We start from the raw sequence: 15454 nt of genomic DNA on the forward strand, positions 1-15454 counted from the left end.
TGTATTTAAAATATTGCTTTTAGTATTTTTTCATTCTAGTATAGATGTATATTATTATACTACTAAAAAGGAAGGTTTTAACTATGCTATCAAAAAAAACAATAGAAATCATTAAATCTACCGTTCCTGTATTAGAAGTACATGGAACAAAAATTACAGAGGTTTTTTACAAAAATATGTTTCAAGCACACCCCGAATTACTAAATATTTTTAATCACACCAATCAAAAGCAAGGTAGACAACAAACTGCCTTGGCAAATACAATACTTGCTGCAGCAAAATATATCGATAAGCTTGAAACGATTATTCCAGTTGTCAAACAAATCGCCCATAAACACCGCAGTTTAGCAGTAAAACCAGAGCATTATCCGATAGTTGGCCAATTCCTTCTTTCCTCTATAAAAGAAGTATTAGGAGATGCGGCTACAGAAGAAATCATTAACGCTTGGGCTGAAGCATACGGTGTAATTGCTGATGTCTTTATTGCGATTGAAAAAGACATGTATAAAGAAGCTGCCGACCAAACAGGTGGCTGGAATGATTATAAAAATTTTAGAGTAATCAATAAAGTAAAAGAAAGTGATTGCATTACTTCCTTTTACTTAGAAGCAGAAGACAAATCAGCTCTTCCTTCATTTAGTCCTGGCCAATATATTTCAGTTCGACTTTCTATTCCTGAGGAGAAATATTTATTTAACCGTCAGTATAGTCTATCTGCTGCATCAAATAAAGAATATTTTCGAATTTCTGTAAAAAAAGAAGCAGAAGAAAATCAGCCAAATGGGAAAGTATCAAACTATCTTCATAACCATATAAATATTGGAGATGTTATAGAAGCTACTGCTCCTGCTGGTGAATTTACTTTAAAAGACTCAATAGAAGATTCAAAAGTTGTATTTATAAGCGGCGGTGTAGGAATAACTCCATTTATGAGTATGGTAAATACTATTGCTGAAAATCAGCCAAATCAAGAAATAGAATTTATTCATGCTTCAAGAAACGGAAATGTTCAGGCATTTAAAGAAGAATTAACAACATTGGAAAAAAAATTAACGAACTTCCACTTATCATTTGTATACGATAACCCTACTTCTGAGGATAGACAGAATAAACATTTCAAAAAGCAGGGATTTATTGATAAAGACTTGTTACAAACAAGACTTACTCAAAAAAATGCACACTATTATGTATGTGGACCCGTTCCATTTTTACGCAGCATTCTTTTCACTTTAAAAGAATTAGGTATTGACGATTCCAATATTCATTATGAATTTTTTGGTCCATCCGTAAATTTAGAAAACGAAAATGGAACAATAACTAAATAATTTGTTTCACAAAGGGCTCCTTCCATTGGGCCTCTTTTTTATCCACTTGAAACTATCCCCTTCCATTTTCTTTAATATTTTGTATATCATTATAATAAGATAGTTATCTCGCCTTTACAGGCGTAAAATCCTCCATTAATAAAAGGTTCACTGTAACCTAATAGTTTTATTTTATTATACATTTTTTCATCACGCTAGAAAAAAGTTCTAAAAATCTGAAAATATGGATTACAGGGATATAATTCAACGATAATTAGACGATAAAATAAGAGGAAATGTATGAAAAGTAAAAGCCTGCAACTATACGGATATCTGATAATACCTGAATAAATTGTTTGTTAAGAACTAGAAAAGCACAAGCGCCTTGTTTATCGCCGTACGGACTGGAAGGGCTTCGACTGAGATAAGGCGAAACTTCTATCAGGGGATGCTCTTCTCCCTGATGGTTAGTTGAGTCGATCGGCTGTTTACGGACAGTTAGTTTGACTTATCGTAGGGAGGAGCCCTGTAGTACGGTAGGCGATAGGCGCTGGCCGATTAAGTACGCAAAAGAGGAAACTCGACTAAATACGCAACATCCTGTTGCAACATCGGCACTAGTACATCCTGTACATCGGAGCTAGACACTATTCTCTGTTTATATTCTATCTATACTTTCAAAAACAGACTGTCTACTTTAGAGTAAACAGTCTCAGAGTGTAAATAAAGTTTCTAGTTAAACATGCAAGTTATGCTGAAAGCAGGCTATCAACAATTGCCTGCTTCAATCTTAACTAGTTACGGCAATAATACCCTCTTCCTCATCCAATACAAGCTTTATTCCAATATACGGATCAATATTCATATACTCTTCCATCCATAATCGCAAAGCTTCTATTATATTTTGCGTAATTAACATTTGCTTGCGCCCATGAACGAACACTTCCGCAGAAAATCCATAATCGTCGTCAAATAATAACTCAACCTCTACCTCTTGGAGGTGCACTTGTTTTTTTCGAGAAATATATACACAGACCGCGTTGATAATTTCTTGTTCAGAGATAATTAATTTCTCCATGTATTTGCTTCCTGCCTTTTTTTCGCTTTAAAGTAGGAGAACGCTTTGCGGATGATGCCAAAAACGAACATAATGGCAATAATATTAATGATAAAACCTAACAATGAACCTAACATTCCCATATTGGCAAATAAGCTGCCAAATAATAATCCTGCAATTCCACCAACCATTAATCCTCTCATTAAACCGCCAGAAAAGAAACCTTTTTTCGCTTTGCTTGTTGTAGAAGAATTCGTATTATTTGTTTTCTTCTTTTGGAAATAGGAATTTGTGTTTGAATTAGACTGATTAAAGCTCTTTTTGCCTGACTTATATGATTTTGCTTCAACAGTTGATGTTTGATCATGGAAAATGACACTTCCAACTGGTGAAAATAATAGTGTTAAAGTTAAAAATGCTGCAAATAATTTTTTCATTGTAAAAATCCTCCATTTTTTTTAGTTAAGTAATTTTTTTATTATCTGTTTTTTTCTATTAATTAAATGGTCTGCTCCTCCTCCTTAATGGGTATTTCATTCTAAAAAACAGAAAAACCTTTACCAATTAATTGGTAAAGGTTTATATATAGACATATTCATCCCTTTACCTAATTGGCAAAGGTCTCGCAAACAACATACTCGTTGCCAGTTAAGCCGGTGATGTAATATCACGTATTGACGACATAACTGTAAGCTACTCCCCTTTGGAGTATATAAATAACTTTATGTATTCCATTTTAATAGAATAGTGGGCGGAAGTCAATAAAGTAAACTTCCATCAGTGGGGGTTTTTCCTCATCCCCACTGATGGTTAGTTGCACTTATCGGACCTTTACGTTATCCCCCACTAGCTTCCTCGATTTCTCGGCATCTTGTAGTGGGGGTCTTACTGCCCGTTAAGAGTGGGATAAATATAACTATGCTCTTTATAGTAGCAAATTCCATAGCATTTATTTAAGTCTTCGCTACATCCCATAAAATCGAAACTGGTTAGAAGCGTTTTGTTTCACTTTCTGATTCAAATCATCCACATATAGATCAAGCCGTCTATGCCGGAAAAACCTTCTCCGCATCTTTTTCTTCTCTTGCTGATAATAAATTAGGTGCAAGTATTCCAACTAAAATAAGAATAATGCCAAACCATTGAATAACAGTTACTGATTCATGAACAAACATAATCGAAGCAACTGCAACGGTGGGTAATTCGATGCTGCCTAAAATCGTACTCAGTCCTGCACCAATTTTTGGTGTGCCGACCGAGTATAATAGGATTGGAAGTACAACACCCAGTAAACCAAGAAGAAGAGCATATATCCATATCCCATCTTTCATTGCCCCATTTACCATAAAGGTTGGCGGGAAAATGCTGCATATGATAACCATTGCTCCTGTTGTCATAATTAAGCTTTTTGTATAGGCTGGAATCTCCGTTGCTACACGGCTATTAAAAAATATATAAAAAGCGAAAGAGCAGGCTGCAGCTAATCCTAATACTATTCCAAAAATGGAATACTTATGGACGTCTCCTTCAAAAATGCCTGCAGCAAACAATGTTCCTGCAAATATTGTAAAAACGGACAGAAGCTTTTTTTTACTAGGGAATTTCTTATTCACTATCGCTTCCATCACAACTCCCATCCAAGTAAATTGGAAAAAAAATATAATCGCAATGGATACTGACAATTCTTTTACTGCAAAGCCATATGCAATAGTAGTCATACTCATTGGGACAGCAATTAATAATAAAGATATCCATTGCTTTTTGGATGCCTTGTAAGGTGTGCCAAGAAAAGTTAGTATAAGCAGCCCAAACCACCCGAATATATATTGTCCACCTATTAGTTCCGTAATAGAAAAACCATTTTTTAAACCTAATTTTATAATCGTTGAAAGAAGTCCATAACAAACTCCTCCGGCTAAAACCAAGAGTGAATACTTCCATTTTTGCATGTTATCACTCCTCCTCCTCTCTTAAATCCTTGTTCTAATTTTTAACGCACAAAAACCCACCGCCTAAGATGGCGATGGGTGAACGAAACAGAGCTGGCTACTCTACAAAATTTCACCACTCAGGCTGTCGACAAACGCTCCATTTCTTTGCTGTTCGCCTCGAAAAACAAACGTTCTCGATTAGCCTGCAGTTTGTGTTATATATTAATTTGACTATGTTTTACACTTACTAAACAAGTAAGTTTACGATATATGATCCTTCTTTATCATTCTAACAGCAGTTTCTTTCCTTAATCAAGTGATTGTGAAGAGTTTTGATTTTGATTTTATATACCAACATCTCTTTTTAACTAGTATATAAGACCATTTTTTTGGAACAAAAATAGGAAACTAGCTCTTATAACTAATTATTGAGTGAAAATTTAGATATATTAAACATACAATAATATTATAGAAATGATAATATATGGACAAGGAGAGTTATGTGATAAAAGCTCACATCAACGAAGAGATAGAAAAAATGTATTAGTTTTTTATATAAGGTATCTTGTTTTAATAGCAGGATATAACGGAATTTACTATTTGTATAACAAATTTAGGAATAATATGGTATGAGATTTTTATTAAGATTGAAAGGACAGGATAAATATGAGCTTAGAAGCATTAAATGAAAGAGTAAAATCAGATCTAGCTTACCTTAACTTTGGAGGTCCGGATTGGGTGCGTCCTCTTCATCATCCAGACGGTCATGTGTATGATGCTGTGATTGTCGGGGGTGGACAAAGCGGTTTAGGCATTGCTTTTGGCCTTTTACGGGAACGGGTGTCTAATATTCTAGTAATAGATGAAAATACGGAAGGCTTAGAAGGACCATGGGAAACGTATGCACGCATGGTAACACTTCGTACTCCTAAGCAGTTAACTTCCATAGATCTTGGTGTACCTTCTTTAACATTTCGTTCATGGTGGGAAGCACAAGTTGGAGCAGAAGGCTGGGAAGAAGTGGACAAAATTCCTAAAGGCGATTGGATGAACTACTTGCGCTGGTATCGGAAAGTGCTTCAGCTTCCTGTTATAAACGAAGTAACGCTTAATGAAATTGAGCCGACAGAAGATGGTATTCACCGTTTGCATATTAATGGGAATGGAGCTCCATCCGACACCTTGCTTGCGCGCAAGGTAATATTAGCGACTGGCATTCAAGGCGGCGGAGAATGGCATGTGCCAGCGATGATATCAGAAAAGTTACCACACAGTCTGTATGCACACACTTCTGAAAAAATCGACTTTGAAAAATTAAAAGGAAAAAAAGTTGCCGTTTTAGGCGGTGGCGCTTCCGCATACGATAATGCTAATTTTGCTTTGTCAGAAGGAGTGGGGGAAGCACATGTATTTGTGCGCCGCAAAGAAATGCCTCGCATTAATCCTATACGGCAAATGGAGATTTCTGGGATGATCGAGCGTTTCCCTGCACTATCCGACGCAGATAAGTATGCTGCAATTAGACATTTCTTTAATCATAATCAACCGCCTACTAATGACACGTTTAATCGAGCTTCATCTTGGCCTGGATTTAATCTTCATTTAGGTGCACCATGGCTTGATGTTGAAGCTACAAACGATGGAGCTGTAGTAACTACTCCACAAGGGACGTTTACGTTTGACTTTCTCATCATTAGCACAGGATTGCTGACAGATCCAGGATTACGACCTGAGCTTAAGCTCGTAGAATCACATATTGCAAGATGGTCTGACTGTTACCAAGCACCGGAAGAGATAGCAAACCCTGTACTTGATGCCCACCCTTATTTAAGTCCTGGATTTGCTTTTGTAAGTCGTGATGAAGAAGGGAAAAAACTGCTGCACGGTCTATTTGCCTATAATTATTCCGCTTTAATAAGCTGTGGTCTTGCTGCATCCGCTCTTTCCGGCATGCGCTATGGAATACCTAAAATTGTTGCGTCTGTAGCAGATGAACTCTTCCTGGATGACCGCGACCAAAACTTAAAAGACTTTTTTGCTTATGATCTCCCTGAATTTACTGGAGAATGGCCTTTGAAAGAAGTAAAATCATAATCTTGCGTATATCTTAAATGCTGTTTTCATATAGATTGTTGCTTTTAAACGCACAGCCTGCATACACTTCGTCCGTTTAGCGAGCGACGAGCCTCCTCGTCGCATTCGCTCCTGCGGCGGCGCCCGAGTCTTTCTCGCATTCCCACAGGAGTCTACGTGTATGCAGGCTGCTAAGTATTCTTATCCCATTTTTTTTATGTAAAAAACAACAAACTTTGAGAAAACAGCCATCTTAAAAGACGAGCCTGCTTGGCTTGTCTTTTTTTTGCATGTTCCCTTGAAATTTTTACGTTTCCTTTCGATTTTCCCTCTTTTCTTCACTGACAAAAAAGTCCAATGACAAGATTTAGCTGTTATACATATCAACGTTAACCCGTAATAATAAATCTAAATAAAAAAAATAGGTTTTTTTCCCAATAAACCGGGTAACAGAAGGGAAGAGTTGCTTTTTAGTTTATACATACTATCATAATAAGGAGGTTCTTGAATGACGAACAAAAAGACAGAACAATTAAAAAACTATACGATCGATAATGAAAAAAATGCTGCCTTAACGACAAATCAAGGTCTAAAAATGGCAGAAGACGAGTTCTCTTTAAAGGCTGGTCTTAGAGGTCCAACCTTAATGGAGGATTTCCACTTTCGCGAAAAAATGACTCATTTTGACCATGAGCGAATTCCAGAAAGAATTGTCCATGCCCGGGGTGTAGGAGCACATGGTGAATTCGAGCTGTATGAATCATTAGAGAAATATACAAAAGCAGATTTCCTGAACGACACATCGAAAAAAACACCTGTATTTGTACGTTTTTCTACTGTGCAAGGATCCAGGGGATCAAGCGATACCGTTCGCGATGTGCGCGGCTTTGCTACTAAATTTTATACAGATGAGGGAAATTACGATTTAGTAGGAAACAATATTCCTGTCTTCTTTATTCAAGATGCCATTAAATTCCCTGATTTTGTACATGCCGTAAAACCTGAACCACATAATGAAATACCACAAGGAGCCAGTGCCCATGATACTTTTTGGGATTTCGTCGGACAAAATCCAGAAACAGCACATATGGTCATGTGGGCGATGAGCGACCGTGCTATTCCACGGAGCTTGCGGATGATGGAGGGCTTTGGTGTCCATACATTCCGACTGATCAATGCAGAAGGAAAAGCTCATTTTGTAAAATTTCATTGGAAGCCAGTTCTTGGCATTCATTCACAAGTTTGGGATGAGGCACAGAAGACAGCAGGAAAAAACCCTGATTTTCTTCGGCAAGATTTATATGAAGCAATAGAAAAAGGAGATTATCCAGAGTGGGAATTCGGAATGCAGTTAATTCCAGAAGAAGAGGAATTTCGATTTGATTTTGATATTTTAGATCCTACTAAACTTTGGCCAGAAGAAGAAGTACCCGTAAAAATTGTCGGTAAAATGACATTAAACCGCAATGTTGACAACTTTTTTGCAGAAACAGAACAAGTTGCATTTCACCCTGGCCATGTTGTTCCAGGCATCGACTTTTCCAATGATCCTCTATTACAAGGGCGATTATTTTCCTATACAGATACACAGCTTTCACGACTAGGCGGACCTAATTTCCACCAGATTCCTATTAATAAACCAGTTTGCCCGTTCCATAATAATCAACGAGACGGAATGCATCAAATGTCCATTCATCATGGACAAACAAGCTACCACAATAATAGCTTAAATAATAATCAGCCAGAACCAGTTCCTAAAGAAAAAGGCGGATATGAGCATTATCAGGAAAAAATGGACGGCCGTAAAGTGAGAGGCAGAAGTGAAAGCTTCTTAGACTTTTACTCACAAGCCAAGTTATTTTATAATAGCCTCGCTCCATATGAACAGCAGCACATAAGAGATGCGCTTAGCTTTGAATTGGGAAAATGTAAATCAATGAATGTTAAAAATAATGCCATTGTTGTATTAAATCATATCGACCGCCAAATAGCAGCAGAAGTTTCCGATACTATTGGAGCCGTATTGCCAGAAGAAAACCATGAAGTAAAATCCGATAAAAAATCTCCTGCTCTCAGCATGGCGAATACGAATAGAAAGCCAGATACAAAAACTGTCGCAATTCTTCTAAACGGCAAGGCAGATGCTGAACATTTGACTAAATGGCTAAAAACATTAGCACAGCATAAAGTCAACTACAGTATTGTGGATAAAAAAGTGCATGCTATAAATGAGACGCTACAGGTAACAGACACTTATGATACAGCAGATTCGAGTCTTTTTGATGCGGCCATCTTGGTAAGCAGTGAATCTTCCATAGCAGCTCCTGCATTAGAATTTATCGAAATGACGTATAAACATTTTAAGCCACTTGCAATTTCTATTACTTTACCAGAATCATTAACGCAAAGTCGTGTAAAAATAGAAGAAGCTGGCGTCTACGATTTATCCAATAAAACCATCGCAGATTTTATTGAAGGCATCACACAAGGCCGTTTTTGGGAGAGAAAACAATAAGTATTACAACTTAAGCCCTAATTCTTCTCCGTATCAGGGCATTTATATTAGGGCATTTTAATAAAGTAAACTTCCATCAGTGGGGGTTTTTCCTCATCCCCCACTGATGGTTAGTTGCACTTATCGGATCTTTTCGGGCGAGTTTCAACACCTAGCTTCCTCGATTTCTCGGCATCTTGAGGTAGGGGTCTTACTGCCCGTTAAGAGCGGGATAAAAGAACCAGCAAATATCCTAAAATAGCTAAGCATAAGCTCCCAATTAAGGCAGCTGTAAACGATTTTTTCCCTAATGTATAACAAGTTTTAATATCCACTTGCAATCCAATTCCAGCCATTGCCATAGCCATTAGCAAATAGGCAGTATTCACTATAACTTGAGCAAGCGATTCTGAAACAAGTCCCGTCGAATGAAATGCGCTCATCCCAAGAAACCCAATGATAAACCATGGTATAGAGTTCATAGCCATTCCTATTTTGTTTTTAGGCCTTATATTTTTTTTGTTTAAAAATCCGATAATTAACGCTACAGGAATCAATAATGCAACACGAGTCAATTTCACAATAACCGCTATATCCAACGCGTTTTGACCAGCAATAGAAGCCGCAGCAACTACATGAGCCACTTCATGCAACGTGGCACCAGAAAACACACCGTATTCTGTCGAAGAAAAAGAAAAAATAGCATACAAAAAGGTGTATCCCAGTGTAAAGACGGTCCCTAATATTGCCACCGCTGCAGCAGCAACAGCTGTTTCCTCCTGTTTAGCTTTCAGTTGAGGAGCTATCGCAATCACAGCAGCAGCACCACAAATGGCTGTCCCACAAGCTGTGAGAATACTCAGGGTTTTTCCCACCCGAAAAAACCTTGCTAAAACATAAACAATAAAAAAAGAAAATACCATACAGATCACTGCAATAACTCCTACGCTTATTCCCGCATGATAGATATCGACAATATTCAACCTCATCCCTAAAAGAATGATCCCAATTCGTAAAAGTTTTTTACTGGAAAATGATGCACCTGTTTGGATTTTTTCGTCAATTCCCCATACAGCTCGCCAAATAACCCCTATCATAATCGCTATAACCAATGGTCCCATAATGGACAAGAATGGAAGTTTTGATAAAAATTTTGCTGCTATTGCAATCAGCGCGGTAATGCCAACTCCCTTTATAAAGACCAATTGAGTTTGTTTTCCCCAAACCATTTCCACTATTTAAGCACTTCCTTTAATTTTCCTCTACAAGCAATTTATCAGAACACTTATCATTAGTAAAATAAATATTAATAATATTAATTATTAATATTTATAATAATTAAACTTCCATCTATTACGTTCTCATTTCTTTTCATTTTTGCTTGCTGTATATCTTTTTCTTAAAATAGACATAAACAGAAGAAATTCATCATGAAATAAGTAGTAGTAAACTATAGGAGAAAGTGGGGAAAAAATATGTATTATCCTCCGATTAGGGAAACAAATAATAAGGTAAAACGAAAGATGACAGTGATTGGAAATAGCATTCTGTCGTTAGAACCAAATGTAGTAAAAATGAATTTAGGGGTCGTAACACAGGAGTCAGAGCTTCAGCAGGCCCAACAAGAAAATGCCCAAATTACTGAGAAAATCATTCAAGCATTATTAGGACTTGGCATTTCCAAGGAAAATATACAAACAGCGGAATTTACTGTATTTCCTCAATATGATTATGTGGATGGCAAACAACAATTTAAAGGGTATCAGGTGGCACATATCCTTTCTATCACCATAGATAATCTTCCTCAAACAGGGAAAGTGATCGATACAGCAGTGCAAAATGGAGCGAACAGAATATCCTCTATTACTTTTACTGTTAAAAACAAAAATAAATATTATAAGCAAGCACTGCAAACTGCACTTGAGGATGGAATAGCCAAGGCTCAAACACTGTCAAAATCAATGCAAGTAATCCTCGATCCAATCCCAGTGAAAATGGTCGAGCAAACAACAGAACCAGCACCCATACCTTATCAAAAGCTAGCAAGCTCAGAATTTGCTACTACTATTGAACCAGGACAAATAACGATTGAAGCAAAATTAGAATTGGAGTTTAACTATTATGTATAACAATAGCAGGGTAGATACACATTCATCTCCCTGCTTGTTCCTCTTTTCCCCGTCACAAAAAAAGAATATCGAATTATCTCCACAAACAGAGTTTAAGACCATTTGACTAAAACGTACTATTCTTATATTTTTATTCAAATATTATTTTCGCTGCTTTTCTTAGCTCCATTTTCCAATCAATTCCTGTGCCAATATGGTATAAACGAGAAAATGAATCCTGATTAACGGCAACTCCAATGTTTACTAAGGAGTTTACATACACCAACGGTTCTCCAATATTCACATCAGCAAATGATTTTGAAAATTTCACAATATTTTGATACACCCTTTTTGTACCATGATAAATGGATACTTGTAAATAATCTCCATGTACAATATGATTTTCTTTTACTAATGAAAGAGGAATATTCGTCCAAAGCGATCCAAAGCGTATATCAAGTACATCAATATTGCCAGAAATAATGCCATTTTTTATACTGGATTTTTCAATTTCCAGCTTTTCCACTGTTTCACATGAAACAATTTCTCCTAACTCATTAAAACTTACTTCCCCACAAGCTAATCTTGCTCCGTTATATGCATATATGTCACGGCCATGAAAAGTATGACTTTCTTCTGAATGTGGCAAGCGGCTCACCACTTCATTAATTACTCTTACTTCATCGATTCCTTGAAAATGAGCTATATGCGTTAATGTGCCATTATCTGGTGTAATAATAAAGTGGCCAGATTTTGTTTTGCAGACAATACTGCGGCGATCACTCCCAACTCCCGGGTCTACTACCGACACAAATACCGTACCCTTTGGCCAATAGGAAACCGTTTGTAACAGCCGGTACGATGCTGCCCAGATATCATATGGCGGAATATCATGGGTTAAATCTTGTACAACAATCTCATTGCTTACTGTATATGCAACACCATGCATCGCACTGACAGCCCCATCTGAAAGCCCAAAATCCGTTTGCAAAACTAAATACTTACTCATTATTCTCTCTTCACTCCTTTAAAATAAAAAAACGCCCCTTTACAAATCTCCTATTAGACTCGTAAAAGGGCGTGTTATTAACGCGTTACCACCTTTATTCGCATAAATATTACTATTTATGCCTCTGCCAGTACTTGAGATATTTCTCGTCATACTGCTGCACGGGTAACGGGTGCTTCCGTAGCGATTTAAAAAATAGATAACTATTTACTTCAACCGCTCGACTCCAAGACCATCTTCCAGCTCTACTATCCACTGCCTGCTTTCACCTATCCAGGCTCTCTGTTAAGCTTCATTTCGAGTGTACTCTTCTTTTCTTCGTCTCTTTTTATATTTTCTAGCAAATCTTTCCACTAATCATGCCATGCTCCTATTATTATGTCAATACTAAAAATTTTCTGATTTATTTATTAGCATTCTTCCAAAGTCTCCTATTTGTTAATATGAAAATTAATTTTTCAGAAAAATATTTTTGTTTCTAAATCTATTTTTTACACTTATAATATTCTGGAACATATATATTAATAGAGTCTAGGGGGAAACGATGAAACGTTTATTATATTTATTGTCTGCTGTAATCATTGGTTTTGGTTTATTGCCTGCTGCAGCTTCTGCTATGGAATCTGATGACAAAGAATTGGAAGCATTTTTAGAAGATATCGGCTGGGAAAAACAAGATTATATCAATTATTTAGAAAGCAAGGATTGGTATTTGGATGACTTTGAATCCACTGATGAACTAGGAACCCCACTTACAGAAGAATCTATTCAGCCAGTACTTCAGGATTTTGAATTAAGCCGGGAAGAGCTAAATGCACTTCTTATCGAAAACGGTGATATAGAAAAAGGACAAGATGTCCTAGAAGGTTCCAGCATCCTTTTTAGTGAAGACCTTTATGATTATGTCGATTTTTATATAAATGGATCTGAAGGTACTCCAATTGAAGAAAGCAGCCTTCAGGAGCTTTTAAATCAATATGGCTTCAAATCGAAAGAGGAACTTGAAAAGTTTTTACAAAAATATGATGATTCAATTGAAAACTATGAATATATAGAAGACCTTGAGCTTACCGTGGATTATTACCAAAACGGCGGTGCAAATATCGACGCAGAAATGGATAAACTACTAAATGCTGTCCAGCTGACAGATGAAGAGCTTGAAAAATTATTTGCTCATCTGGAAACAATTGATGGGGAAGATTCTGCTTTTTTAGACAAGTTAACAGCACTTGGCGATCGAATGACGGCATTCGAAAACTTTGATTCTGCTGATGACCTTTCTGCTGAACAAATTGCCGAACTTCTAGATATTTCAAACAGCATGCTAAATCTTTTCGAAATAAATACAAAATACTACCTTGTACATGATGGAGAAAAAAAACTACTAAGCTTTGACTCCTTAATGACAATGAAAACGACTAAGGGCGATGACCTGCTGATTGAAATATATACTAAACAAGGAGAATTCCTTGCAGATGTATTATTAACTGCAGATATGTTTGGTTCCGAGTTAATTAAGGAAACTGGAAATGATATAAAATCAGTAGAGAAAACCATAGCAAAAACGCCTGTGAAAGCAAAAACTGTTGTAAAAACAGTTAAAGGCGGCAAACTTCCAAATACCGCTTCCGATTACATGCAGAACACTTTAATTGGACTAGCTTTTATTGTGGCTGGTACTATCCTGTTTCGCCGTGTTCGTGCTAAAGGGATGTAACAAATGAGAAGTGCAGCTAAAAACACTGCAAGAAGCAAAAGGAGAAGCCGTTTGCTTCTTCTTTCTTTACCTACTGCCATTATTTTGTTTGGGCTTTGGTTTAGCGGTACTAACGCCTATACTTTTTTAAAGGGCTATTTCCTTTTTAAAACAGGGCAAGTACAAGCAGATGCAAAAATAGAGCAACCGAAAGAGCAATTAGAGACAAAGAAAAAAGAACCAATAACGCAATCCTCTATATATTCGACTCTTCCAAAAAAAGGAGAGAATATGGGAGAGCTTATTATTCCAAAGCTAGATGCACGACTTCCTATATTCCATGGTACAGATGAAGAAGAACTGGAAAAAGGAGTTGGCCATTTTGCAGGGAGCGTTTTGCCAGGAGAAAAAGATAATACCGTATTGTCTGGCCATCGAGATACTGTGTTTCGCAAACTTGGGGAAATCGGAAAAGGAGACGTTCTAACGGTTAGAACGTCTGCCGGAGAATTTACGTATAAAGTAAAAAAAGTGCGGATAGTTGACAAAGACGATCGAACAGTAATCGTCCCAAAACCAAAAGCAACATTAACCGTCTCGACATGCTACCCGTTTAAATATATAGGAGATGCTCCAAGACGGTATATCCTTGTGGCAGACTTAATTTCTTCGAAATTAGCAGAAGCTTAAGACATATGCTTATTAGGAGAGTACCTCTCTCCTTTTTACTTCGCCTCATACATGATTAATTGTTAAAAAAGTGTCCCATTTAAATTAGGGATACTTTTTTTCACTCCAACAGAAGAAAATCAAGAATCTTTATTCTAAACCAGCTTTATCCCACTCTTAACGGGCAGTAAGACCCCCACCTCAAGATGCCGAGAAATCGAAGAAGCTAGGTGTTGAAACTCGCCGTAAAGGTCCGATAAGTGCAACTAACCAGCAGTGGGGGATGAGGAAAAACCCCCACTGCTGGAAGTTTACTTTATCGATTATCTCTTCGATACAGATCTCGACTTTTATATCCTTTTCCTAATATCATTTTCATTTCCTCACGTCTCTTTGCTTTTGTCTCTTCTTGTTTCGCACTATACACATATCGAGCCCAATCTTTACGGTATCCTGATGTAAGGGATTGATAGAATGCCAGTAAAGTATGATTATCCTGTAAATCTTCTTCTATCTGAGTAATAAATTCTATGTAATCATCTACACATTGACTTGCTTTAGAAGATTTTTTATTTTTGCCAGCCTTGTCTTCTTTAAAACCGACAACAGTAAAAACATCATCGAGTCCCACCATCCTCGCAAATTTAATATTACTTGTTCCAATATAGCCATCTTCGCCTGCACCTAAGCCATCAAATAAATCATCGCGGTGAATAAAAGTGGAATACAATTTATTCCCCTTTTTTGGATAGGCTGCAAATAAATAACCGTTTTTATTGAGATAGCTTTTTTTAATTACCTTGTTTATTAGTTCCTTTAAAGTGTCCATATCTAATACAAAAGCAAAAATAAGGTCATAAGCATCGTCGTCTAGCTTTGTATCATAATTTGCAATTTCTTCTAAATATGAAGCACCTTCTGGCAAATTCAGCACTGCCACTTTTTCATATTTCCGCAAATTTAATTTTTCTACAATAGTTTTAACCATTAATATTACCACCCATTGTTTATTATGATCACGCCTTCTTTCAGTGTAGAGCTTCCACTTTAAGTTAGCAATATTTTGTGATTTTTATAGACGTTCGCTTCCATGAAGGAAACAGCTCAATAAGT

At 36.8% G+C, this 15454-nt stretch carries 12 protein-coding genes and 1 other annotated feature; of the genes, 6 read left to right on the forward strand and 6 right to left on the reverse strand.

Annotated features, from left to right (window positions below; genetic code table 11):
* Positions 1–44 precede the first annotated feature (44 nt).
* A complete protein-coding gene (gene hmpA / locus ACTYBU_RS09265) occupies positions 45–1325 on the forward strand; it encodes an NO-inducible flavohemoprotein (RefSeq protein WP_445489106.1) in 1281 nt (426 codons plus the stop codon).
* 769 nt (positions 1326–2094) lie between these two features.
* On the opposite strand, the gene ACTYBU_RS09270 is transcribed toward hmpA, so the two are convergent.
* From ACTYBU_RS09270 to ACTYBU_RS09280, 3 genes are all read right to left on the reverse strand, one after another.
* A complete protein-coding gene (locus tag ACTYBU_RS09270) occupies positions 2095–2382 on the reverse strand; it encodes a YxcD family protein (protein WP_445489108.1) in 288 nt (95 codons plus the stop codon).
* Complete coding sequence (locus ACTYBU_RS09275) at positions 2370–2798, reverse strand: hypothetical protein (protein WP_445489110.1); 429 nt, start codon at positions 2796–2798, stop codon at positions 2370–2372. Before ACTYBU_RS09275 ends, ACTYBU_RS09270 begins: the two co-directional genes overlap by 13 nt.
* A 609-nt stretch (positions 2799–3407) precedes the next feature.
* Positions 3408–4310: an EamA family transporter gene (locus ACTYBU_RS09280; protein ID WP_445489111.1), complete on the reverse strand. Its 903-nt coding sequence runs from the start codon at positions 4308–4310 to the stop codon at positions 3408–3410.
* A 648-nt stretch (positions 4311–4958) separates the two neighbouring features.
* On the opposite strand from ACTYBU_RS09280, the gene ACTYBU_RS09285 reads away from it, so the two are divergent.
* Positions 4959–6386 carry an NAD(P)-binding domain-containing protein gene (locus ACTYBU_RS09285; RefSeq protein WP_445489113.1) on the forward strand — a complete coding sequence of 476 codons (1428 nt, stop codon included), beginning with the start codon at positions 4959–4961 and terminating at the stop codon, positions 6384–6386.
* Positions 6387–6873: 487 nt separating this feature from the next.
* Positions 6874–8880 (forward strand): catalase, encoded by a 2007-nt coding sequence (locus tag ACTYBU_RS09290; RefSeq protein ID WP_445489115.1) that lies wholly within the window; start codon positions 6874–6876, stop codon positions 8878–8880.
* A gap of 200 nt (positions 8881–9080) precedes the next feature.
* On the opposite strand, the gene ACTYBU_RS09295 is transcribed toward ACTYBU_RS09290, so the two are convergent.
* Positions 9081–10088 (reverse strand): YeiH family protein, encoded by a 1008-nt coding sequence (locus ACTYBU_RS09295; RefSeq protein ID WP_445489282.1) that lies wholly within the window; start codon positions 10086–10088, stop codon positions 9081–9083.
* A 294-nt stretch (positions 10089–10382) separates the two neighbouring features.
* Between ACTYBU_RS09295 and ACTYBU_RS09300 the strand changes: the two genes are divergently transcribed.
* A complete protein-coding gene (locus ACTYBU_RS09300; protein WP_445489116.1) occupies positions 10383–10988 on the forward strand; it encodes an SIMPL domain-containing protein in 606 nt (201 codons plus the stop codon).
* A gap of 130 nt (positions 10989–11118) precedes the next feature.
* Here the strand turns inward: ACTYBU_RS09300 and ACTYBU_RS09305 are convergent, their stop codons facing one another.
* Positions 11119–11976, reverse strand: coding sequence for an SAM hydrolase/SAM-dependent halogenase family protein (locus ACTYBU_RS09305; protein WP_445489118.1), 858 nt, complete (start codon positions 11974–11976; stop codon positions 11119–11121).
* 62 nt (positions 11977–12038) lie between these two features.
* Positions 12039–12304: a binding site (T-box leader), on the reverse strand.
* A 216-nt stretch (positions 12305–12520) separates the two neighbouring features.
* Between ACTYBU_RS09305 and ACTYBU_RS09310 the strand changes: the two genes are divergently transcribed.
* Positions 12521–13693 (forward strand): processed acidic surface protein, encoded by a 1173-nt coding sequence (locus tag ACTYBU_RS09310; RefSeq protein ID WP_445489120.1) that lies wholly within the window; start codon positions 12521–12523, stop codon positions 13691–13693.
* 3 nt (positions 13694–13696) lie between these two features.
* On the forward strand, positions 13697–14362 hold the full coding sequence (locus tag ACTYBU_RS09315; RefSeq protein WP_445489121.1) for a class D sortase: 666 nt from the start codon (positions 13697–13699) through the stop codon (positions 14360–14362).
* Between the two features lie 295 nt (positions 14363–14657).
* On the opposite strand, the gene ACTYBU_RS09320 is transcribed toward ACTYBU_RS09315, so the two are convergent.
* Positions 14658–15329 (reverse strand): YdeI/OmpD-associated family protein, encoded by a 672-nt coding sequence (locus ACTYBU_RS09320; protein WP_445489123.1) that lies wholly within the window; start codon positions 15327–15329, stop codon positions 14658–14660.
* Positions 15330–15454: the final 125 nt, after the last annotated feature.

The sequence above is a fragment of the Niallia sp. 03133 genome, from assembly GCF_052663225.1.